At 70.9% G+C, this 21,142-nt stretch carries 18 protein-coding genes and 2 pseudogenes; 10 read left to right on the plus strand and 10 right to left on the minus strand.

The features are described 5' to 3' along the window. Nucleotides 1-5: 5 nt before the first annotated feature. Together SCNRRL3882_RS22605 and SCNRRL3882_RS22610 are read right to left on the minus strand one after the other, a co-directional pair. On the minus strand, nt 6-479 hold the full coding sequence (locus SCNRRL3882_RS22605) for a DUF2771 domain-containing protein (RefSeq protein ID WP_173937278.1): 474 nt from the start codon (nt 477-479) through the stop codon (nt 6-8). 62 nt (nt 480-541) lie between these two features. Then, complete coding sequence (locus SCNRRL3882_RS22610) at nt 542-1,975, minus strand: MFS transporter (RefSeq protein ID WP_010035888.1); 1,434 nt, start codon at nt 1,973-1,975, stop codon at nt 542-544. 282 nt (nt 1,976-2,257) lie between these two features. Here SCNRRL3882_RS22610 and SCNRRL3882_RS22615 point away from each other — a divergent pair, with 282 nt between their 5' ends. Next, entirely contained in the window at nt 2,258-3,172 is a 915-nt protein-coding gene (locus SCNRRL3882_RS22615; protein ID WP_010035886.1) for a DUF3027 domain-containing protein, read from the plus strand. 27 nt (nt 3,173-3,199) lie between these two features. On the opposite strand, the pseudogene SCNRRL3882_RS22620 reads toward SCNRRL3882_RS22615, so the two are convergent. Then, nucleotides 3,200-3,911, minus strand: a pseudogene (locus tag SCNRRL3882_RS22620) (hypothetical protein). Nucleotides 3,912-4,083: 172 nt separating this feature from the next. On the opposite strand from SCNRRL3882_RS22620, the pseudogene SCNRRL3882_RS22625 reads away from it, so the two are divergent. The 5 genes and pseudogenes from SCNRRL3882_RS22625 (at nt 4,084) to SCNRRL3882_RS22645 (ending at nt 10,572) form a co-directional block, all read left to right on the plus strand. Next, nucleotides 4,084-4,957: pseudogene (locus tag SCNRRL3882_RS22625) on the plus strand (helix-turn-helix domain-containing protein). Next, nucleotides 4,954-5,208, plus strand: coding sequence for a DUF397 domain-containing protein (locus tag SCNRRL3882_RS22630; RefSeq protein ID WP_010035877.1), 255 nt, complete (start codon nt 4,954-4,956; stop codon nt 5,206-5,208). The pseudogene SCNRRL3882_RS22625 and the gene SCNRRL3882_RS22630 overlap by 4 nt, the downstream one beginning before the upstream one ends. Before the next feature lie 60 nt (nt 5,209-5,268). Then, nucleotides 5,269-8,439 carry a sacsin N-terminal ATP-binding-like domain-containing protein gene (locus SCNRRL3882_RS22635; protein ID WP_029180898.1) on the plus strand — a complete coding sequence of 1,057 codons (3,171 nt, stop codon included), beginning with the start codon at nt 5,269-5,271 and terminating at the stop codon, nt 8,437-8,439. A 173-nt stretch (nt 8,440-8,612) separates the two neighbouring features. Further along, nucleotides 8,613-9,521 (plus strand): hypothetical protein, encoded by a 909-nt coding sequence (locus SCNRRL3882_RS22640; RefSeq protein ID WP_029180897.1) that lies wholly within the window; start codon nt 8,613-8,615, stop codon nt 9,519-9,521. A gap of 196 nt (nt 9,522-9,717) precedes the next feature. Beyond that, on the plus strand, nt 9,718-10,572 hold the full coding sequence (locus SCNRRL3882_RS22645) for a hypothetical protein (protein ID WP_029180896.1): 855 nt from the start codon (nt 9,718-9,720) through the stop codon (nt 10,570-10,572). 6 nt (nt 10,573-10,578) lie between these two features. On the opposite strand, the gene SCNRRL3882_RS22650 is transcribed toward SCNRRL3882_RS22645, so the two are convergent. The 3 genes from SCNRRL3882_RS22650 to SCNRRL3882_RS22660 form a co-directional block, all read right to left on the minus strand. Continuing rightward, nucleotides 10,579-12,972, minus strand: coding sequence for an HAD-IC family P-type ATPase (locus SCNRRL3882_RS22650; RefSeq protein ID WP_010035869.1), 2,394 nt, complete (start codon nt 12,970-12,972; stop codon nt 10,579-10,581). A gap of 143 nt (nt 12,973-13,115) precedes the next feature. Continuing rightward, nucleotides 13,116-13,961, minus strand: a complete 846-nt coding sequence (locus tag SCNRRL3882_RS22655; RefSeq protein WP_010035867.1) for a class I SAM-dependent methyltransferase — start codon at nt 13,959-13,961, stop codon at nt 13,116-13,118. A gap of 122 nt (nt 13,962-14,083) precedes the next feature. Next, complete coding sequence (locus SCNRRL3882_RS22660; RefSeq protein ID WP_078602761.1) at nt 14,084-14,365, minus strand: DUF2530 domain-containing protein; 282 nt, start codon at nt 14,363-14,365, stop codon at nt 14,084-14,086. A gap of 118 nt (nt 14,366-14,483) precedes the next feature. On the opposite strand from SCNRRL3882_RS22660, the gene SCNRRL3882_RS22665 reads away from it, so the two are divergent. Next, nucleotides 14,484-15,935: an NCS2 family permease gene (locus SCNRRL3882_RS22665; RefSeq protein ID WP_010035863.1), complete on the plus strand. Its 1,452-nt coding sequence runs from the start codon at nt 14,484-14,486 to the stop codon at nt 15,933-15,935. Here SCNRRL3882_RS22665 and SCNRRL3882_RS22670 read toward each other — a convergent pair. Then, a complete protein-coding gene (locus tag SCNRRL3882_RS22670; protein WP_050810191.1) occupies nt 15,905-16,132 on the minus strand; it encodes a hypothetical protein in 228 nt (75 codons plus the stop codon). The genes SCNRRL3882_RS22665 and SCNRRL3882_RS22670 overlap by 31 nt on opposite strands. 154 nt (nt 16,133-16,286) lie before the next feature. Between SCNRRL3882_RS22670 and SCNRRL3882_RS22675 the strand changes: the two genes are divergently transcribed. Both SCNRRL3882_RS22675 and SCNRRL3882_RS22680 read left to right on the plus strand, forming a co-directional pair. After that, complete coding sequence (locus SCNRRL3882_RS22675; RefSeq protein WP_010035858.1) at nt 16,287-16,724, plus strand: MarR family winged helix-turn-helix transcriptional regulator; 438 nt, start codon at nt 16,287-16,289, stop codon at nt 16,722-16,724. Nucleotides 16,725-16,751: 27 nt separating this feature from the next. Then, nucleotides 16,752-18,113, plus strand: coding sequence for an MFS transporter (locus tag SCNRRL3882_RS22680; RefSeq protein WP_029180895.1), 1,362 nt, complete (start codon nt 16,752-16,754; stop codon nt 18,111-18,113). 15 nt (nt 18,114-18,128) lie between these two features. Here the strand turns inward: SCNRRL3882_RS22680 and SCNRRL3882_RS22685 are convergent, their stop codons facing one another. Then, on the minus strand, nt 18,129-18,650 hold the full coding sequence (locus tag SCNRRL3882_RS22685; protein ID WP_010035855.1) for a GNAT family N-acetyltransferase: 522 nt from the start codon (nt 18,648-18,650) through the stop codon (nt 18,129-18,131). A gap of 25 nt (nt 18,651-18,675) precedes the next feature. Between SCNRRL3882_RS22685 and thpR the strand changes: the two genes are divergently transcribed. Continuing rightward, nucleotides 18,676-19,248 carry an RNA 2',3'-cyclic phosphodiesterase gene (gene thpR / locus SCNRRL3882_RS22690; RefSeq protein WP_010035851.1) on the plus strand — a complete coding sequence of 191 codons (573 nt, stop codon included), beginning with the start codon at nt 18,676-18,678 and terminating at the stop codon, nt 19,246-19,248. A gap of 198 nt (nt 19,249-19,446) precedes the next feature. Here the strand turns inward: thpR and SCNRRL3882_RS22695 are convergent, their stop codons facing one another. Together SCNRRL3882_RS22695 and SCNRRL3882_RS22700 are read right to left on the minus strand one after the other, a co-directional pair. Then, nucleotides 19,447-20,439 carry an aldo/keto reductase gene (locus SCNRRL3882_RS22695; protein ID WP_010035847.1) on the minus strand — a complete coding sequence of 331 codons (993 nt, stop codon included), beginning with the start codon at nt 20,437-20,439 and terminating at the stop codon, nt 19,447-19,449. Nucleotides 20,440-20,500: 61 nt separating this feature from the next. Then, nucleotides 20,501-21,085, minus strand: coding sequence for a Uma2 family endonuclease (locus tag SCNRRL3882_RS22700; RefSeq protein ID WP_010035845.1), 585 nt, complete (start codon nt 21,083-21,085; stop codon nt 20,501-20,503). Nucleotides 21,086-21,142 lie beyond the last annotated feature (57 nt).

The raw sequence follows: 21,142 nt of genomic DNA on the forward strand, positions 1-21,142 counted from the left end.
AGCGATTACGCGTCCTTCTCCAGCTTGAAGTTCCACAACCCGGACGTGTCCTTCTCGCCCTCCTTGATGGACACCAGCGTCGAGTTGCCCTGCGCCCCGTACTGCGCGTTGAAGAACACGCTGCCCGGAATGGTGCGGTACGTCTTCGTGCTGGAGTCGGTCAGCGGCTGACCGTTCATCAGGATCGTCCAGCCCTTGTCCGCGATCTCCGGGTCGACACCGAAGCGCACGGTCTCGTCCGGGTCGACGGAGATGGTCTTGACGCCCTTGTCCTTCAGGCACTGGGTGAGATCGGACGGCTTCAGGGCATCGCCCTCGCCGCCACAGGTGGCCTCGGAGTTCACCGAGTCGTGGCCCACGGTGACCGTGGCCATCGGCGTCGGCTTGTCACAGGCCGAGAGGACGAGCAGTCCGGCGGACACGACGCCGGCGGCGGCGACGGCGCGGCGGCGTCGCACAGCGGATTGCAACCTGGTCATGGGCGAAGGCTATCTGGCCCGCCGCCCGCCCCGCCCACGCGGGGTACGGCGTGCCCCTACGGCTACGCGACGCGCGGCCGTGCCGCACCGCCGCGCCGGGCCGAGGCGATCAGCCCCCGTACGGTCGTCAGCCAGCCCGTGCCGACGATCGCGGCGCCCACCGCCAGCCCGAGCGTGCCGATCAGCGGCATCGCGATGCCGACCGCCCCGCCGAGCACCCAGGACATCTGGAGCAGTGTCTCGGAGCGGGCGAAGGCCGACGTCCGGACCAGTTCGGGCACGTCCCGCTGGATCAGCGCGTCGAGCGACAGCTTGGCCAGGGCCTGCGCGAAGCCGGCGATCGCGGCCAGGCCGGCCACCAGGACCGCGCCGAAGAACAACGCTGCCGTGATCGCCGCCCCCAGCACACACGCCACGACCGTCACGATGATGATCTCCGGCGCCCGGGACCGGAGCCACGCCCCCACGGCCGTACCGAGCGCGTTGCCCGCGCCCGCCGCCACGCCCACTGTCCCCAGGGACACGGCGGCGCTCTGGCCGGAGATCGGATGCTCGCGCAGCAGGAAGGCGAGGAAGAAGATCAGGAAGCCGGTGAGGCAGCGGATGGCGGCGTTGGCGGCCAGGGCGTGGGTGACGGCCGGGCCGACCGTGCGCAGCCCGGGGCGCTTGACGGGACGGCGGTGCGGCCCGTGCAGGTGCTCCTCGTCCGCGGCCAGCAGCGCGGTGTCCTCGCCCTTCGCGGAGTCGACCTTCGGCGGCAGCGTGAACGACAGGATCGTCCCTGCCACGAAGATCACGAAGGCGCCGTAGAGCGGCCAGCGCGGCCCGATCTGCTGGAGTCCGGCACCGATCGGCGCGGCGATGCCCGTGGCGAGGAGCCCGCCGAGGGTGACCCGCGAGTTGGCCTTCACCAGGGAGAAGCCGGGCGGCAGCAGCCGGGGCACGACGGCGCTTCTGACCACCCCGTACGCCTTCGACGCGACGAGGACGCCGAGCGCCGCCGGATACAGCTGGAGGCTGCCGCTGACGACCGCGCCGGACAGGATCAGCGCGAGCAGCGCCCGGGCCAGCATCGCCCCGGCCATCGCGGCCCGGCGGCCGTGCGGGAGGCGGTCGAGCAGCGGGCCGATCACCGGCGCGAGGAGGGTGAAGGGCGCCATGGTGATGGCGAGGTACAGCGCGACCCGGCCCCGGGCCTCGTCGGTCGGCACGGAGAAGAACACCGTGGACGCGAGGGCGACGGTGATCATCACGTCTCCGGCGCCGTTCACACCGTGCAGCTCGATCAGCTTTCCGAGGCCGGACTCGCCGGCGCCGTGCGCGTGGGTGGCCTTGCGGATGCCGCGGGCGGTGCCGGTGAACGGGAGGTGCAGGGCACGGCCGACCGCGCGGAGGGAGCCGCCCAGACGGCCCGGCCCGCTCAGTCGGCTGCTTCCCTTGACCCCTTTCGACCCACCGGTCCCGGTGGTGCCCTGGGGCGTCCTCGCGGCTGCCACGACGTCATAGTGCCCCGAGATGGCAGTGGGTAGTGCCATTACCGCTTGTATAGGGCCTGTGGGGTGACTGTCCGGGTTGCCGGGGAGCGGTCGACACGGTCGTCGGAACCGTCGGTCAGGACCGTCGGTGTACGCGAAGTGGGGCGGAAGGGTAGCGTGCGTATCTCAGCCATCCCGCAAAATGGATGAAGGACGTCGACGCGGTCCCCTGGTCCGCTCCGTCCGCCCCCGGCGCTGGGAGTGGCGCACACGTGAGACGGCGTATGGAGAGAAGCGATACCTGTGAGCGCAGCGACAACGCGAAGCCGCACCCCTGACCGTCTGTGCGCCGAGGCCGTCGACCTCGCACGGGGCGCCGCCGAGGAGGCCGCGGCACCCGGCATCGTCGGCGAGCACGTGGGGCTCGTCTCCGAGGGGGATCGCGTTGTCACGCACTTCTTCGAGTGCCGGGAGCTCGGGTACCGGGGCTGGCGCTGGGCCGTGACGGTGGCCCGGGCGTCCCGGGCGAAGATCGTCACGGTGGACGAGGCGGTGCTGCTGCCCGGCCCGGACGCGGTGCTCGCGCCGGAGTGGGTGCCGTGGAGCGAGCGGCTGCGCCCCGGTGACATGGGCCCGGGCGATCTGCTGCCCACCGACGCGGAGGACCTGCGTCTGGAGCCCGGCTGGACCGGCGAGGACGAGCCGCCGCCGAACTCCATCGTCTCCGAGGAGATGGCCGCACTGGCGGAGGCCGAGGACGCGGAGGTCACGGCGGGGCCGCCGGCCGTCCCCGCCCGCGGCTCGATCGCGGCGGTGGCCGAGGAACTCGGCGTGCGTCGTGCCCGGGTGCTGTCCCGCTACGGCCTGCACATCGCCGCCGACCGCTGGGAGGAAGCCTTCGGTCCCAAGACCCCGATGGCACAGGCGGCCCCCGCCGCCTGCGTGAGCTGCGGCTTCCTGCTCCGTATCGGTGGTTCCCTGGGCCAGGCCTTCGGCGTCTGCGCCAACGAGTTCTCCCCGGCCGACGGCCGCGTCGTCTCCCTGGCCTACGGCTGCGGCGGGCACTCCGAGGCGGCGGTCATGCCGAAGCCGCCGCAGCCGGCTCCGCCGGTCATCGACGAGACCCGCGTGGACCCGTTCCCGCTGCGCCCGGCCCCGGACTCGGGCTCGGTCCCGGCGACGGCGGACGAGGACACGGAGGAACTGGGCCACTCGTAGCGGTGTCCCCGCCCGGCTGCGGATCGACTACTTGTCCTGCTCGTCCGCGAAGATCTCTTCGGCGGTCGGGGCGGTGGCGGCACGGATGAGCCATTGGTCCAGGATCTCGGGGTCGTCGCAGTTGGTGATCCGTTCGCGCATCTGGTCGGGGACGTGGATGCCGCGCGCTTTCAGGACGGTCAGCACGTCCTTGGCCGCACGCTCTGTACGGCCTTCGTCGCGGATTTCTTCTGAGATGTACGACTTGTAGAAGGACAGGTCCACGGCCACCAGGTTCCTCCACAGTTCCGCGGCCGGGTGCTTGCCCAGGCCTTGTGCGATGAGTTCGACGATCGGGTCGGCGATGGGGTGCGGTGTGTCCCGCAGGACGGTTGTCACTGCTTTGAGTATGGCCCCGATGTCCTGATGCCTGACGTGGCTGATGGCGGACAGCGTGGCGAGCGCGAGGTCTTTGCGCACTTCGGCCGGGTCGGTGAGCACCGGCATGTTGTGCGGTCCCGCGACCAGCGGGCGCAGGGTGAGCAGGAGCCACTGGGGAGGGCCGAAGCTGACCGGGCGCGCCGCCCATTCCGCGGTGGCGCGGTCCTGGCAGACGACCAGGAGCAACGGCTGGAGGTGTCGACGCGGCGTTCGAGGTGGGTGGGGCGAAGTCGATGCCCAGTACTTCGGAGACCCGGGAGAACAGCCCGGGGTGGTCCTGGAAGATGCGGTGCATCGCCTCGTGGGGCGAGCTGACCATGGGGTGTCAGGCCTTTCGTCGGGTCGCGCCGAGAGTAGGGCCGACAATCAGGCGCCACGCCAACCGAGTTGGGGATGTTCACCCGGGCGGGTGAGCGGATGCCGGGGCGGGAGGGGCGGGGTTTGGCGGGGCCCTTCACTGTCGTTGTTCGGGTGCGACGGAGGGATACGGCATGACGGTCGAGGCAGGGGCGGGGCGGCTCAGGACCGAGGCGGACGAGCCGGGTTGGGAGGTGGACCCGGACGACGAGTGGGGTGTCGCGGTCATCGCCACGGTGGGGCGGCAGCTGAAGCTGCGGCGGGAGGCGGTGGGGATCCGGGCCGCCGAGTTCGGGACGGCCGTCGGGTACGGCGAGGACATGGTCTACAAGATCGAGGGCGGGAAGCGGATTCCCCGCCAGGAGTATCTGGTCAAGGCCGACGAGGTGTTGGGCGCGGGTGGGCTCATCGCGGCGACGTGGGAGGACGTCAAGAAGGTCCGGTACCCGAAGAAGGTGCGGGACCTGGCGCAGATGGAGGCCAAGGCGGTCGAGCTCCAGCTCTACGACCCGCTGAACGTCCACGGGCTGTTGCAGACGCCGGAGTACGCACGCGGGCTGCTCCTGATGCGGCGCCCCGCGTACACCGAGGAGGAGGTGGAGCGGTTCATCGCGGCGCGGGTGGCCCGCAAGGCCGTCTTCGAACGGGATCCGGCGCCCGAGATCAGTTTCGTCCTGGAGGAGTGGACGCTGAGGCGTCCCCTGGGAGACCGGGCGGTGCTGCGCCGACAGCTGACACCTGCTTGAGGCGGGACAGTTGCGGAACGTCGAGCTTCAGGTGATGCCGATGGACCGCGAGGAGCACGCCGGTGTGGACGGTGGCATCGAGGTGCTGAAGTTCGAGGATGGTTCGGCGGTGGGGCGTTCACCAGTGGTGGCCAACGGCAGGCCGGTCTCCGAGCCGAGGCAGCTCCGTATCCTGGAACTGCGGTACGGCATCATCCGGGCGCAGGCCCTCACTCCTCGTGAGTCGACGGCCTTCATCGAGCAACTGCTGGGGGAAACATGATCCGCAACATAGACCTGGTGTGGTTCAAGAGCAGCTACAGCAGTGGCAGCGAGGGTGACTCCTGCGTCGAGGTGGCGCTGAGCTGGTTCAAGAGCAGCTACAGCAGCAGCAGCGAAGGTGACTCCTGTGTCGAGGTCGCCACCACCCCCGCCACTGTCCACATCCGCGACTCCAAGCACACCGAAGGTCCCCGGCTCGCCGTCGCCTCCGCCGCATGGGCGGATTTCGTGACGTTCGCCTCCGGGAGCTGAACCGGGGCCGGACGGCGCGCGCACCCCCGCTCCCCAGGCGGTACCTTCGTCCTCTCGTCGATGAGGAGAAGGAACGTGAGCAGCAAGTTCGTGCGGCCCGCCGCCGAGGGCGCCGACCCGTTCGGTACGGCACGCCTGCGGCGCGGCGTCATCGACGCCTGGGCCACCAGCCCCGCCCGGTTCCGGGAGGACGCCAACGCCGAGGAGGACCTGGTTCTCGGCGGTTACCGGGACCGGCTCGTCGTCGAACTCGCGCAGAACGCCGCCGACGCCGCCGCCCGGGCCGGGGCGCCCGGCCGGCTGCGGCTCACCCTCCGTGATGGCGTGCTCGTCGCCGCCAACACCGGCGCGCCGCTGGACGCCGCCGGGGTCGAGTCGCTGTCCACCCTGCGCGCGTCGGCGAAGCGGGAGACCCACGAGCAGGCCGTCGGGCGGTTCGGCGTCGGGTTCGCCGCCGTCCTCGCCGTCACCGACGAGCCCGCCGTCGTCGGTCGGCACGGCGGTGTCCGCTGGTCCCTCGCCGAGGCCCGGGAACTGGCCGCCGACACCGCCCGGCACAGCCCCGGCCTCGGGGACGAGATCCGGCGGCGCGACGGCCATGTGCCGCTGCTGCGGCTGCCGTTCGCCGCCGAGGGCACCGCCCCCGACCCGTACGACACCGCCGTCATCCTGCCGCTGCGCGACACCCCCGCCGCCGACCTCGCCGAACGCCTGCTGCGGGCGGTCGACGACGCGCTCCTGCTCACCCTCGCCGGCCTCGAAGAGGTCGTCGTCGAGATCAACGGCGAGAGCCCCCGGACGATCTCCCGCCGCACCGACGGTCCCTTCACCGTCGTAGACGACTCCGGCGACGGCGTCACCTACTGGCGCACCGCCGCCGCCCACGGCCCCCTCACCCCCGAGCTGCTCGCCGACCGGCCCGTCGAGGAGCGGCTGCGCCCCCACTGGTCGGTCACCTGGGCCGTGCCCGTGGACTCCGACGGCAGCCCGGCCCGGCCCCGCACCAGCCCGGTCGTGCACGCCCCCACCCCCAGCGACGAGCCGCTCGGCGTCCCCGCCCTGCTCATCGCCTCGTTCCCGCTGGACTCCACCCGCCGGCACGCCGCCCCCGGCCCGCTGACCGACTTCCTCATCCAGCGCGCGGCCGACTCCTACGCCGAACTCCTCGGTGACTGGCGGCCGGTGACGGCCGGGCTGATCGACCTGGTGCCCGGGCCGCTCGGCAAGGGCGAGCTGGACGGCGCCCTGCGCCAGGCGATCCTGGAGCGGCTGCCGCGCACTGCGTTTCTCCCGCCCGCCCACCCGGCGTTCCTGCCGCCCGCCGTCGAGCGCCGCGAGCACGACGGCGACGAGCTGCCCGAGTCGCTGCGGCCCCGGGACGCCGAGGTCGTCGAGGGCGCGGGCGCGGACACGGTCCGGGTGCTCGCCGAGGTGCTGCCCACGCTGCTGCCCGCCGGTCTCGAACGCCGGGCGGAGCTGCGCACCCTGGGCGTGGCCCGGGTGCCGCTGACCGAGGCGATCGACCGGCTGGCCGGGCTGGAGAAGGAGCCCGGCTGGTGGTGGCGGCTCTACGACAGCCTGGCCGGGGTCGACCCGGACCGGCTGTCGGGCCTGCCGGTGCCGCTCGCGGACGGCCGTACGACGATCGGACCCCGGCAGGTCCTCCTGCCCAGCCCGGAAACCACCCGTATCGACCCGGAGATCCTGGCCCGGCTCGGTCTGAAGGTCGCCCACCCGGACGCCGCGCATCCGATCCTGGAGAAGCTGGGCGCCCTGCCCGCGACCCCGCGCGCCGTGCTCACCACCCCGCAGGTCAGGGCCGCCGTCGCCGCGTCGCTCGACGACGAGGGCGGCGTGCTGTGGGAGGAGGACGCGCTCGGCGCGGAGGAACTGGCCGACACCGTCCTCGCGTTGGTGCGGGACGCCGGTCTGGAGCCCGGTGACGAGCCCTGGCTCGGCGCGCTCGCCCTGCCCGACGAGGACGGCGAACCGGCCCCGGCCTGCGAACTCGTCTTCCCCGGCGGCCCGTTTGCCCAGGTCATGCGCGAGGGCGAACTGGCCGCGGTGGACGCCGAGCTGGCCTCCAAGTGGGGTGAGCAGCCGCTGGCCGCCTGCGGGGTGCTGGTGAACTTCGCGCTCGTCCGTGCCACCGACGTGGTCCTCGACCCCGACGAACTGGAGCCGCGCGAGGGCGACTTCGCCGAGCCCGACGACCCGGGCCTGCTGGACGCGGTCGACGTGTGGGCGGAGGACGTCCTCGACCGTTTCCCGGACAGCCCGGTGCCGCCGGTCGCGACCGAGATCATCGCCGTACGGGATCTCGACCTGGTCGACGAGGACAAGTGGTCCCAGGCCCTGTCCCTGCTGTCGCAGCCGCCCCTGCGGGACGCGATCGTGCAGACCGTGCGCGTCCTGCTGCCGGACGGCACGCACGAGGTCGTACGGCCGTACACGGCGTGGTGGCTGCGCGGGAACCCGGTGCTGGACGGCCGCCGCCCCGCTGGCCTGCGCGCCGCCGGCGGCGACCCGCTGCTGCGCGGTCTCTACGAGGAGGCCGACGCGACCGGTTTCGAGGACGAGCAGGTGCTGCGGGCGCTGGGCGTGCGGACGTCCGTCGCCGCGCTGCTGGACGAGCCCGGCGGTGCCGCCGAACTCCTCGACCGGCTCGCCGACCCCCGGCGGGAGGTGACGGACGCCCAACTGCACGCGCTGTACGGGGCCCTGGCCGAACTGGACCCGGAGCAGGTGACCCTCCCGGACGAGCTGCGTGCCGTCATCGACGGCCGGGTGGAGGTCGTGGACGCGGCCGACGCCGTGGTGTGCGACTCACCGGACCTGCTGCCCTTCACGGCCGGCGTCCCCCTGCTGCCGGTCCGCCCGTCCCGGGCCGCCGAACTGGCCGAACTCTTCCAGGTACGGCGCCTGAGCGAGTCGGTCACCGGGCGGGTCACCTCCGAGGGCACCGAGCACGACGTCCCGGACGCGGTGCGCGTCCTGCTCGGCCCCCGCACTCCCTCCTCCTACATCGAGCACGAGGAACTCGTCGTCGACGGCGTGGAGATCGACTGGCGCCTGACGGACGACGACGTCCTGCACGCCGCCACCCTGGAGGGCGTCGCCGCGGGGCTGGCCTGGGCGGCGGGGCAGTGGCCACGGCGGTTCGAGGTGGCGGCACTGCTTGAGGACCCGTCGCGGACGGAGGAGCTGGCGCGGGACCGGTGGTTCGACTGAAGCGTGCGGCGGCGCTTGGTCGTTCGGTGAAAACTCTCGCACGAATTTTTCACTTCTCGTACAACCAAGCGCCTTGCTCGCGAATCTGATCACGTGAGTCAACAGACTCCACGATCACTTGGGCCCCAGGAGCCGACGATGAGCGCCGGGGCCCCTCTCCACCTGGAGAACGCATGCGTATCCGAGCCACTGTGGCCGCCGTCACCGGTGCCCTGGCCCTTTCCGCCTTCGCCGTGCCGGCCGCGCAGGCCGCCGAGCCGAAGGTTCCCGCGGACATCGCCGCCGCCAGCGAGGTCGTCCACTCCGACTCCGGCCGGTCGGCCTTCGCCGCCGCCGCGGACGGCACCCCGTACGCCATGAACGCGACCTTCTCCTCCGTCAAGGTCAACAACGGCAAGAACATCGCGGTCGGCACCACCAACCTGGTGAAGGTGCCCGTCTCCTTCAAGCTGACGCACGGCGCGGACGTCGACATCCACGCGGCCGACTTCTTCGCGGGCGTCGAGCTGTACCGCGGCGCCTCGTTCCAGGAGTCGATCTTCTTCTTCGACAGCAACGACGCGAGCTGCACCGACTCCTCCGCGACCGTCGCCAACTGCAAGGCCACCGTCGAGATCGACCCGTTCGCGCTGCTGAACGAGGACGCCGGCTCCTGGAAGGCCGCGGGCTTCGCGGTCGCGTTCAACGGCGAGGACCCGGAGAACCCGAACCTGGACAACGTCGGTGTCGCGGTGACGGACCCGACCAACTCCTTCAAGCTCCAGCGCTACTCGAAGCTGACGGTCAACGCCTCCCCGGAGCCGGTGAAGAAGGGCAAGACCATCACCGTCACCGGCAAGCTGTCCCGGGCCAACTGGGACGACAACAAGTACCACGGCTACACCAACCAGCCGGTGAAGCTCCAGTTCCGCAAGAAGGGCTCCGACACCTACACCACGCTGAAGACCATCAAGTCGAACAGCACGGGTGAGCTGAAGACCACCGTCAAGGCCTCCACCGACGGCTACTTCCGCTACTCCTTCGCGGGCACGACGACCACCCCGGCCGTCAACGCCGCGGGTGACTTCGTCGACGTGCGATAACACCGCCTCACACAGACGGCACCGCCGGCCACGGGATCCGTTCCGGGGCCGGCGGTGCCGTCTGTCCCATGGGTGTGTCAAACGTTGCGGATGAGGCGGCAAAACCCGGACCGGGTCCTACAACCTGATCGCGGGCTCGTGGATCTGATCGCGTGAGTCAACAGACTCCTAGATCACTTCTCCACCTGGGGAACACATGCACATCCGAGCCACTGTGGCCGCCGTCGCCGGCGCCCTGGCCCTTTCCGCCCTCGTCGTCCCGGCCGCGCAGGCCGCCGACGCGCCGTCCGGCAAGGCGGCGTTCGGCTCCGCCTCGACCGAGGCCGAATCGGGCACCACCGCGTCGACCCTCGACGTCACCTTCTCCAACGTCAAGGTCAACAGCGGCAAGAACATAGCCGTCGGCACGACCAACGTGGTCAGCGTTCCGGTCACCTACACCGTGACCCACGCCGCGGACCTCGACACCAGTTCGGACAACTTCGCCACCGGTCCGCTGATCTACCACGGCTCCTCGCTGGACACCGCGGACAACGTCCTGATCAGCGACGACCCGGCCACCTGCACCGCCGCCTCGTCGACCGTCCTCAACTGCAAGGGCGTCATCTCCATCCGCCCGGCCGACGGCGACCTGCTCAACTCCGAGGCCGGCACCTGGGGCGCCGGCGCCCTCGCCGTCACGAGCGACGGCAAGGAGAAGATGCAGGGCGGCCTGGGCAGCACCAAGGTGCAGCGGTACTCCAAGCTGACCGTCAACGCCGGCCCCGAGCCCGTCTACAAGGGCAAGACGATCACGTCCACCGGCAAGCTGTCCCGCGCCAACTGGGAGGACAACGCCTACCACGGCTACACCAACCAGCCGGTCAAGCTCCAGTTCCGCAAGGCGGGCACCAGCACCTACACCACGGTCAAGACGGTGTACTCCGACAAGTACGGCAACCTGAAGGCCACCGCCACCGCCCAGTACGACGGCTACTGGCGCTTCAGCTTCGCCGGCACGACGACCACCCCGGCGGTCAACGCCACGGGCGACTACGTCGACGTGCGGTAACTCCGGCTACGCCGGGAAGCGGCGGTCCACCCACCTCCACAGGAGTTCCAGGGTGGCCGCCGCCACCACCGCGATGCCGACCGCCAGCCACGGCATCGTCACGCCGACCAGCTTCAGCGCGAAGAAGTGCTGGAGCCACGGCACGACCAGGACCAGCAGGAAGGCCCCGGCCATCGCCGCCACCAGGGCGATGCGCCACCAGGTGTAGGGGCGGGCGATGATCGCCAGTACCCACATCGAGATGAGGAACAGCGTGAGCGTCGCGGCGCTTGTCTCCGCGTCCAGCGCGCCCGCGCCCGTGTAGTGCTCCCGGGCGATCAGGTACGTCGCGAAGGTCGCCACCGCCGCCACCACCCCGCCCGGGATCGCGTACCGCATCACCCGCCGCACGAAGTTCGGCTTGGCGCGCTCCGTGTTGGGCGCGAGTGCGAGGAAGAAGGCCGGGACGCCGATCGTCAGGGTCGACAGCAGGGTCAGGTGACGTGGCAGGAACGGGTACTCGACCTGCGAGCAGACCACCAGGATCGCCAGCAGCACCGAGTACACCGTCTTGACGAGGAACAGGGTCGCCACGCGCGTGATGTTGCCGATGACCCGGCGGCCCTCCGCCACCACCGACGGCAGCGTCGCGAAGCTGTTGTTCAGCAGCACGATCTGCGCGACCGCCCGGGTCGCCTCCGAGCCGGAGCCCATCGCGACGCCGATGTCGGCGTCCTTCAGGGCGAGGACGTCGTTCACACCGTCGCCGGTCATCGCGACGGTGTGCCCGCGGGACTGCAACGCACCCACCATGTTCCGCTTCTGCTGCGGGGTGACCCGCCCGAACACCGTGCCGTCGTCGAGGGCCTCGGCCATCCCGTCCTGGTCGGCGGGCAGCCGGCGGGCGTCCACGGTCGCGCCGGACAGCCCCAGCTTGGACGCGACCGCGCCGACCGACACCGCGTTGTCGCCGGAGATGACCTTGGCGGCCACGTTCTGGTCGGCGAAGTAGCGCAGCGTGTCGGCCGCGTCCGGCCGCAGCCGCTGTTCCAGTACCACCAGGGCGGTGGGCTTCGCCCCCTCGGCCACCTCGGCGTCGTCGAGGTCACGGTCGACCCGGGCGAGCAGCAGCACCCGCAGGCCCTGCTCGTTCAGCCGCCCGGTCTCCGCGAGGGACGGGTCGTCGTCGGGCAGCAGGACGTCCGGCGCCCCGAGCAGCCAGGTGCTGGTCTCCCCGCCGGCCTCGGCGAACGCGGCGCCGCTGTACTTGCGGGCGGAGGAGAACGGCAGTGCCTGGGTGCAGCGCCAGTCCTCGGCGGCCGGGTAGGCGTCGATGATCGCCTTGAGCGAGGCGTTCGGCCGGGGGTCCGACTCGCCGAGAGCGCCGAGCACCTGGCGTACGTGCGTCTCGTCGGCGCCCTGCAGGGGCCGCAGCTCGGTGACGTTCATGCCGCCCTCGGTGAGGGTGCCGGTCTTGTCGAGGCAGACCGTGTCGACCCGGGCCAGCCCCTCGATCGCGGGCAGCTCCTGGACGAGGCACTGCTTGCGGCCCAGCCGGATGACGCCGATGGCGAAGGCGACCGAGGTGAGCAGCACCAGCCCCTCGGGGACCATCGGGACGATGCCGCCGACCGTGCGGGCGACGGAGTCGTCGAAGGCGTTCTCCTTCACGAACAGCTGGCTGATGATCAGGCCGATCGCGGTCGGGACCATCATCCACGTGACGTACTTCAGGATCGTGGAGATGCCGGAGCGCAGCTCGGACTGGACGAGGGTGAACCGGGACGCCTCCTCCGCGAGCTGCGCGGCATACGCCTCCCGCCCGACCTTCGTGGCCTGGAAGGCCCCGCCGCCCGCGACCACGAAGCTGCCCGACATCACCTGGTCGCCGGGGCGTTTGACGACCGGGTCCGCCTCGCCGGTGAGCAGCGACTCGTCGATCTCCAGCCCGTCGGCCTCGGCACAGACACCGTCGACGACGACCTTGTCGCCGGGCCCGATCTCGATCAGGTCGTCGAGGACGATCTCGGAGGTGCTGACCTGGCCGGACATCCCGTCCCGGCGGACGGTGGGACGCACCTCACCGATCAGCGCGAGCGAGTCCAGCGTCTTCTTCGCCCGCCACTCCTGGACGATCCCGATGCCGGTGTTGGCGAGGATCACGAAGCCGAACAGGCTGTCCTGGATCGGCGCGACGAAGAGCATGATCAGCCAGAGCACGCCGATGATCGCGTTGAAGCGGGTGAAGACGTTCGCGCGGACGATGTCGACGGTGGACCGGCTGCTGCGCACCGGCACGTCGTTGACCTGGCCGCGCTCCACCCGCTCGGCGACCTGAGCCCTGGTCAGGCCGGTCTCGCGGGAGGTGACCGTCGCCGGCCACGCGGAGTCGGGCCGGGCACCCGCGTCGAGATGCGTCATGCATTCGACGGTACGTGCGGATTTGCCGCTTCACCTGCCGAATGCGGGGAAGATCCGACCTGGGAACGACGGACGTCGTGCCCTGGTCGTACGGCAGTTGTACGCCCTCGGATCCCCGTCGGACCCTGGTGCCACTCGCGGTGTCAGCCCGCCCGGCGCGCGGTGAACAGCAGGTACTCCCACTCTCGGAGGCCCCCGACCCCTCCTGGCCCCGGGTCGCCGTCGCGGGCTAGGTCCACCAGGTCGCGGTCCAGGGCGGCGGTGCGCCCGGAGTCGCCGGCGATGCTCTTGTAGACGCTGATCGTGGGGCCGTAGCGCTCCTTGAAGTAGTCGCGGAACGCCTCGGGCGTCTCGAAGCGGTCGACGCGGACGGTCCGGCGCTCGGCGCGCACGTCCGTGACCCGGTCGCCGAGGAGCGCCCGGACATGGTCCTCGTCGCCCCACAGCGGGGGCGGCTGCGCGCCCGGCGGGGGCGGTGGCGCGTACGGCTTCATCGTGGCGAACATCCGGCCGATGAAGCCCTGCGGCGTCCAGCTCAGCAGGCCGATGGTGCCGCCCGGGCGGCAGACCCGGACGAGTTCGTCGGCGGCCCGCTGGTGGTGCGGGGCGAACATCACCCCGACGCAGGACAGCACGGTGTCGAACTCGGCGTCGCCGAAGGGCAGGGCCTCGGCGTCGGCCTCCTGCCAGCTGAGCTCCACGCCCTGCTGCCCGGCCACGCGCCGGCCGGCCTCGAACAGCTCCGGGGTCAGGTCCGAGGCGACCACCTCCGCGCCGGCCAGGGCCGCCGGGATCGCGGCGTTGCCGCTGCCGGCGCCCACGTCCAGCACCCGCTGGCCGGAGCGCACCCCGCACGCCTCGACCAGGACCGCCCCGAGCCCGGGGATGACCTCGGCGGCCAGCGACGGGTAGTCGCCCTGCGCCCACATCGCCCGGTGCTTGGCCTTCAGGGCCCGGTCGGCCTCGGTCGCGCTGTTCTGCGTCGTCATGGCTGCGCTCCTCACCGGTGGTGCGGCGGCAGCGCGCGACGGTTTCGGGCGTTGTGCCGCCTCCCTCCGAGCGTAGGGAGGGGGCGGGCAAGTGTCTCGCCGGAGCGCGAGCGGGACGAGGCCTACTGGGCCGAGGGGGTCGCGGTCGGGTCGGGGGCCGCCGCGGCGGCCCGCTTGATCGCGGCATCGCGCTTACGGACGTACCAGATACCGATCAGCCCCAGACCGCCGCCGGCCAGGCAGGTCCACAGCCACCAGGTGTGGCCGTGGTCGTCGAACCAGCCGTAGAAGGGGAGCTGGACCAGGAAGAGGACGAACCAGAGGATCGTGCCGCCGGTGACGGTGGCGACCACGGGGCCCTCCAGGGGCTCCGGCGCCTCGTGTCTGGGGGTCCATTTCGCCATGAGGAACAGCTTACGAGGCGATCAGGTCTACGCGCGCAGATGTGCGATCGCGGCCTTATATGTTCATACTGAAACGGTTTGTGTCTGACCACTTCTCTTCGTAGGAAACGCCAAACACATGTCCTCCTCGGCTCCCGCCAAGGCCCCCGCCCCTGAACAGCCGGGAGCCGGGCCCACGTACGGCGCACTCGACCGCTTCTTCCGGATCTCCGAGCGGGGCAGCACGCTGTCCCGTGAGGTCCGGGGCGGCCTCGCCACCTTCTTCGCGATGGCCTACATCATCGTGCTGAACCCGATCATCCTCGGCAGCGCCAAGGACATGTACGGTCACCAGCTCGACAACGGGCAGCTGGTGACCGCGACGGCCCTCACGGCCGCGTTCACCACCCTCCTCATGGGCGTCATCGGCAATGTGCCGATCGCGCTCGCCGCCGGCCTCGGTGTGAACTCCGTCGTCGCCCTCCAGCTCGCCCCGCGGATGTCCTGGCCGGACGCGATGGGCATGGTGGTCCTCGCCGGGTTCGTGGTCATGCTGCTGGTCGCCACGGGGCTGCGCGAGCGCGTGATGAACGCCGTCCCCTACGGGCTGCGCAAGGCCATCTCCATCGGCATCGGCCTGTTCATCATGCTGATCGGCCTCGTCGACGCCGGTTTCGTCTCCCGCATCCCGGACGCCGCGCAGACCACCGTCCCGCTCCAGCTCGGCGGGGACGGCCACCTCAACGGCTGGCCGGTCCTGGTCTTCGTCCTGGGCGTGCTGCTCACGCTCGCCCTGATCGTGCGCAAGGTCTCCGGCGCGATCCTGATCTCGATCGTCGCCATGACCGTCGTCGCCGTGGTCATCGAGGCCGTGGCCAAGGTGCCGAGCTGGGGTCTCACCACCCCGAAGTGGCCCGGCAACCCGGTCGCCAGCCCCGACTTCGGGCTGGTCGGGCAGGTCAGCCTGTTCGGCGGCTTCGAGAAGGTCGGCGTGCTGACCGGTGTGCTGTTCGTCTTCACCGTGCTGCTGTCGTGCTTCTTCGACGCGATGGGCACGATCATGGGCGTCTCGGACGAGGCGAAGCTGACCGACGCGCAGGGGCAGATGCCCGGCATCAACAAGGTGCTCTTCGTCGACGGCCTCGCGGTCGCCGCCGGCGGTGCCAGCTCGTCCTCGGCGACCACCGCGTTCGTCGAGTCCACGGCCGGTGTCGGCGAGGGGGCCCGGACCGGTCTGGCGAACGTCGTCACCGGCGGTCTCTTCGCCGTCGCCCTCTTCCTCACGCCGGTCGCCACGATGGTCCCGTCCCAGGCGGCCACGCCCGCCCTCGTCGCGGTCGGCTTCCTGATCCTGGCCGGATCCGTGAAGGAGATCGACTGGGCGGACTACACGATCGCCGTCCCGGCTTTCGTGACGATGCTGATGATGCCGTTCACCTACTCGATCACCAACGGCATCGGCATGGGCTTCATCACCTTCGCGGTGCTGCGGCTGGCGGCCGGGCGGGGCCGGGAGGTGCCGACGGCGATGTACGCCGTGGCGGCGGTGTTCGCGTTCTACTACCTGATGCCGGCGCTGGGCCTGACCTGATCCTCGTCCTCGGAGTCGGATGAGCCGTAGAACCTCTCCGTCTCCTCGACGGCGGACTGGAACCGTTCGTCGAAGTCATCTCGAACGAGCGTCCGGACGACGTAGTCCTGGACGCTCATTCCCCTTTTCGCGGCATGGTGCCGCAGCCGCTGAAGCAGCTCGTGGTCTATTCGCAGGCTGAGCACGCTGGTCCCCATGACCACGAGGGTCGCGGCACCCTCCGGTCCGGTGTGTGGCGTTCCGCCGTCGGGTCACCCATATGAGTGATGTCACGCTTCAGTGGCCAGGGTCACGGGCCTTCCCGTGCGTTCGGGTAGTCCTTAGCGAGAGTAATGAGTTACGCTAAAGAACATGCCGGACCTCAGCCATGGCGACGATGTAGCCGCCGTGAACTCCCTCCGATCCGCCGTGATGCGGCTGTCCCGTCGACTCAAGCACCAGCGGGTCGACGAGTCGCTCAGCCCCACCGAGATGTCGGTGCTCGGCACCCTGTCCCTGTGCGGCAGGGCCACCCCGGGCGAGCTCGCCCGCAAGGAGCACGTCCAGCCGCCCTCGATGACCCGCATCGTGGCGCTGCTGGAGTCCAAGGGACTGGTCCGTCTGGAGCCGCACCCCGAGGACCGGCGCCAGAAGGTCGTGACGCGCACCGAGCAGGCCGAAGCGATGCTCGAGGAGAGCCGCCGCAAGCGGAACGCGTTCCTGGCCTCGCTGGTGGAGAACCTCGACGAGGACGAGTGGGCGAAACTGCGCGCCGCCGCCCCCGTGCTGGAGAAGCTCGCGCATCTGTAAGCCGTATGTCGCAAGGAGGCGAACCCTTTGAGTTCGGGACCCGGAGCAGCTTCCGTCCCCGCACCTGACCCCCACGATTCCCCGCCCACCTCCGACACACGCCCGCGCAAGTCCTCGATGTTCTCCTCCCTGAAGGTGAGGAACTACCGCCTGTTCTTCATGGGACAGGTCGTCTCCAACATCGGCACCTGGATGCAGCGCATCGCCCAGGACTGGCTGGTCCTCAGCCTCACCGGCTCCTCCGCGGCCGTCGGCATCACGACGGCACTCCAGTTCCTGCCGATGCTGCTCTTCGGCCTCTACGGCGGTGTCCTCGTCGACCGGCTGCGCAAGCGGCCCGCCCTGCTCGTCACACAGTCGTCGATGGCCCTCACCGCCATCGCCCTCGCCGTCCTCACCCTCACCGGCCATGTCCAGGTCTGGCACGTGTACGTCGCCGCCTTCGCGGTCGGTCTCGCCACGGTGGTCGACAACCCGGCCCGGCAGTCCTTCGTCTCCGAATTGGTCGGCCCGCAGCAGCTGCAGAACGCGGTCAGCCTGAACTCGGCGAACTTCCAGTCCGCCCGCCTGGTCGGCCCCGCCGTCGCGGGCATACTGATCACCGGCGTCGGCACCGGCTGGGCGTTCCTCTTCAACGGCCTGTCCTTCATCGCGCCGCTCACCGGCCTGCTGCTGATGCGGGCCCGCGAGCTGCACGTGGTGGAGCGCGCCCCGCGCGGCAAGGGGCAGCTGCGGGAAGGCGTGCGGTACGTCACCGGCCGCCCGGAGCTGATCTGGCCGATCGTCCTGGTCGGGTTCGTCGGCACCTTCGCCTTCAACTTCCCCGTCTACCTCTCGGCCTTCGCGGACGACGTGTTCCACGCGGGGGCGGGCGCGTACAGCATGTTCAACACGCTGATGGCGGTCGGCTCGGTCGCGGGCGCGCTGCTCGCCGCCCGGCGCGGCACGGCCCGGCTGCGGCTGCTGATCGCGGCGGCCATCGTCTTCGGCGCGCTGGAGATGCTGGCGGCCACCACACCGACGCTGTGGATGTTCGCCCTGCTCATGGTCCCGCTGGGCCTGTTCGGCATGACGGTCAACGTCACGACGAACACCAGCATCCAGATGTCCACGGACCCGGCCATGCGCGGCCGTGTCATGGCCCTCTACATGATGGTCTTCCTCGGCGGCTCCCCGGTCGGCGCGCCGATCGTCGGCTGGATCACCGACACCTACGGCGCCCGGGTCGGCCTCGCGGCCGGCGGTGCCGTCGCGGCCGTCGCCGCGGCCGTGATCGGCCTGATCCTGGCCCGCGTCGGCAACCTCCGCCTGTCGGTCGGCTGGCACCGCGGGCATCCCCGGGTGCGGTTCGTCCCCCGGGAGCAGGAGCAGCTGGCTCCGGCGGCCTAGGGGGCGTACGGCGGCCTACACCCTCCGGGCCAGCAGCTGGCCGGGCCAGTTGCTCTCGCCGACCGTGAAGGCCTCGGTCCGGGTGAAGCCGTTGGACTCGTAGTAGCGGACGAGTTTGCCGTCGTCTCCGGCGTAACAGTCGACGCGGAGGAGGGACACGCCGGCCCGGCGGGTCTCCTCCGCGGCGTGGGCGAGGAGGGCGCTGCCCACGCCGTGCCCCTTGAAGCGCCGGTCGGAGGCCAGCCAGTGGATGTAGCGCTCGGGTTCTCCGGGCGGCGAGAGCTGGGACAGGTAGGCGCCGGGCGAGTCGGTGAGGGTGAGGGTGGCGGCGGGGACGCCGTCGGCATCGGCCATGTACACGCTGCCCTCCGCCATGTACCGGCCGACCGACTCCACCGTCTTCGGATTCTGCGACAGGGGCTTCGTGCCCCACTGCCCGGTGCGCCCCTGCGCGACCAGCCACTCCACGCAGCTGTCGAGCATGCCGAGTATCGCGGGAATGTCGTCGGGCCCGCCGTCCCGGATGGTGATCCGCATGGCCTCATGGTGCCAGGCTGGAGCCATGAGACTCTTCGCGGCCGTGCTGCCCCCTGACGAGGTGCGTCGTGAACTCGGCGCCGTGGTCGACGCGTTGCGCGCGCTGCCCGGGGCGGACGGGATGCGCTGGACCGGCCGGCCCGGCTGGCACTTCACGCTCGCCTTCTACGGGGAGGTCGACGACGGGCTCGTGCCGGAGCTGTCGGCCCGGCTGGAGCGGGCCGCCCACCGGACGCGTCCCTTTCCGCTGGCCGTGCGGGGCGGCGGTCAGTTCGGGCGCGGCAAGGCGCTGTGGGCCGGGGCCGAAGGCGACCTGGCGACGCTGCGGCTGCTGGCCGAGCGGGCGGAGGCGGCGGCGCGGAAGGCGGGGGTGCCGATGGGGGAGCACCGGCGGTACAAGGCCCACCTGACCGTGGCGCGCCGACGGGAGTCGGGGGATGTGCGCGCCTTCCTGGATGCGCTCGACGCGTTCACGGGCCGGACCTGGACGGTGGACGAGCTCGCGCTGGTGCGGAGCAATCTGCCGACGTCGGGGGTTCCGGGGGAGCAGCCCCGCTACGAGGCGGTCGGCCGGTGGGCGCTCGGCGGCGCCGGTTAGGCTCGGTGCGTGGACCCGAAAACCCGGAACCGGATCATGGCCGGTGTGCTTGTGCTGATGTTCCTCGTCGTCGCCCTCGCTTCCGTGCTCGGGAGGTAGGGCCGAGGGGGGAACCGCGGACGGTTGTGTGCCGGCTGCGGGCCGGTGGGAGCCGGTCGCGCAGTTCCCCGCGCCCCTGAGGACGTCGCCCTCACGGAGCTACCAGGCGAAGGCCTCCGGCGACGGGCCCGGGCCCGGGAAGATCTCGTCCAGGCCTGTCAGAAGCTCCTCGGACAGCTCCAGCTCGGCCGCGCGCACGGCGGAGGCGAGCTGTTCGCAGGTGCGGGGGCCGACGATCGGGCCGGTCACGCCGGGGCGGGTGAGCAGCCATGCCAGGGCGGCCTCGCCGGGCTCGATGCCGTGCTTGTCGAGCAGGTCCTCGTAGGACTGGATCCGCGCGCGGGTGCCGGGGTCGGCGAGCGCGTCGGCCGCGCGGCCGGAGGCACGGCGCTTGCCCTCGACCTCCTTCTTGAGGACACCGCCCAGCAGACCGCCGTGCAGCGGCGACCACGGGATGACGCCCAGGCCGTACTCCTGCGCGGCCGGGACGACCTCCATCTCGGCGCGCCGCTCGGCGAGGTTGTACAGGCACTGCTCGCTGACCAGCCCGATGGTCCCGCCGCGCCGGGCGGCGATCTCGTTGGCCTGGGCGATCTTGTAGCCGGGGAAGTTCGACGACCCGACGTAGAGGATCTTGCCCTGCTGGACCAGGACGTCGATCGCCTGCCAGATCTCCTCGAAGGGGGTGTCCCGGTCGACGTGGTGGAACTGGTACACGTCGATGTAGTCGGTCTGGAGCCGCTTCAGGCTGGCGTCCACGGCCCGCCGGATGTTGACGGCGGAGAGCTTGTCGTGGTTCGGCCAGGCCGGGCCGTCGGCGCCCATGTTGCCGTACACCTTCGTGGCGAGGACGACCTTGTCGCGCCGTCCCCCGCCCTTGGCGAACCAGTTGCCGATGATGCTTTCGGTACGGCCCTTGTTCTCGCCCCAGCCGTAGACGTTGGCGGTGTCGAAGAAGTTGATGCCGGCGTCCAGCGCCGCGTCCATGATGGCGTGGCTGTCGGCCTCGTCGGTCTGCGGGCCGAAGTTCATGGTGCCGAGGACGAGCCGGCTGACCTTGAGTCCCGTGCGTCCGAGCTGCGTGTACTTCATGCGCCCAAGCCAACGTCTTGAAGTGCGCTCCAAGCAAGCACGCGGTGACCTCGAAGGGCGATCAGTCGCGGGGGAACTCGTCGGTCTTGAGGGTGAGGCCGATCTCCGTGATGGTGAGGTCGACGCTCCCGCCGAAGGTGACCGTCGTCTCCGTCAGGTAGTCGCCGTCCTTGGGCTGGGTGTACAGGTGGCACTTGCCCTGGTACGGGTCGGCGATGAGGTAGACGGGGACTTCGGCGAGGGCGTAGGCGGTCTTCTTCGGGCCGTAGTCGTTGTGGGCCGTGCCCTTCGAGATGACTTCGGCCACGAACTCGATGTCCTGGCAGTGCCAGAGGCCCTTCTCGTTCTTCTCGGCTCCCTCGGCCACGAGGGTCACGTCGGAGGCGAATCCGTTGAGGTGCCCCGGATAGTCGACGCGGACATCCGATTTCACGCGCTTGCGCGGGTACTTGGTACGCAGTTGCTCGACAATGTCCAGGATGATCTCCCAGTGCGTGTCCCGCTGCGGCGACATGAAGATGGCCCCCTCGACGATCTCGACCTTGTAACCCTCGGGGGTGGTCCGCTCGAGCGACTCGAACAGCTCGTCCAAAGTCAGCTCGTCGTCTGCCTCGGCCATGTCGATCCTGTCTTCAAGGACGGTCATCGTGGCGCTCCTCCCCTGCCGCCCCATGGACGTGAGCAGCCGCGCGGTACAACGATA

This window comes from Streptomyces chartreusis NRRL 3882, assembly GCF_900236475.1.
Classification (GTDB): Bacteria; Actinomycetota; Actinomycetes; order Streptomycetales; family Streptomycetaceae; genus Streptomyces; species Streptomyces chartreusis_D.

Coding starts and splice junctions, on each gene's coding strand:
- SCNRRL3882_RS22675 (WP_010035858.1), top strand. CDS start 16,287: ATGCCGGACCTCAGCCATGGCGACGATGTAGCCGCCGTGAACTCCCTC.
- SCNRRL3882_RS22655 (WP_010035867.1), bottom strand. CDS start 13,961: ATGACGACGCAGAACAGCGCGACCGAGGCCGACCGGGCCCTGAAGGCC.
- SCNRRL3882_RS22695 (WP_010035847.1), bottom strand. CDS start 20,439: ATGAAGTACACGCAGCTCGGACGCACGGGACTCAAGGTCAGCCGGCTC.
- SCNRRL3882_RS22660 (WP_078602761.1), bottom strand. CDS start 14,365: ATGGCGAAATGGACCCCCAGACACGAGGCGCCGGAGCCCCTGGAGGGC.
- SCNRRL3882_RS22685 (WP_010035855.1), bottom strand. CDS start 18,650: ATGCGGATCACCATCCGGGACGGCGGGCCCGACGACATTCCCGCGATA.
- SCNRRL3882_RS22650 (WP_010035869.1), bottom strand. CDS start 12,972: ATGACGCATCTCGACGCGGGTGCCCGGCCCGACTCCGCGTGGCCGGCG.
- SCNRRL3882_RS22630 (WP_010035877.1), top strand. CDS start 4,954: ATGATCCGCAACATAGACCTGGTGTGGTTCAAGAGCAGCTACAGCAGT.
- SCNRRL3882_RS22605 (WP_173937278.1), bottom strand. CDS start 479: ATGACCAGGTTGCAATCCGCTGTGCGACGCCGCCGCGCCGTCGCCGCC.
- thpR (WP_010035851.1), top strand. CDS start 18,676: ATGAGACTCTTCGCGGCCGTGCTGCCCCCTGACGAGGTGCGTCGTGAA.
- SCNRRL3882_RS22645 (WP_029180896.1), top strand. CDS start 9,718: ATGCACATCCGAGCCACTGTGGCCGCCGTCGCCGGCGCCCTGGCCCTT.
- SCNRRL3882_RS22670 (WP_050810191.1), bottom strand. CDS start 16,132: ATGGGGACCAGCGTGCTCAGCCTGCGAATAGACCACGAGCTGCTTCAG.
- SCNRRL3882_RS22635 (WP_029180898.1), top strand. CDS start 5,269: ATGAGGAGAAGGAACGTGAGCAGCAAGTTCGTGCGGCCCGCCGCCGAG.
- SCNRRL3882_RS22640 (WP_029180897.1), top strand. CDS start 8,613: ATGCGTATCCGAGCCACTGTGGCCGCCGTCACCGGTGCCCTGGCCCTT.
- SCNRRL3882_RS22700 (WP_010035845.1), bottom strand. CDS start 21,085: ATGACCGTCCTTGAAGACAGGATCGACATGGCCGAGGCAGACGACGAG.
- SCNRRL3882_RS22665 (WP_010035863.1), top strand. CDS start 14,484: ATGTCCTCCTCGGCTCCCGCCAAGGCCCCCGCCCCTGAACAGCCGGGA.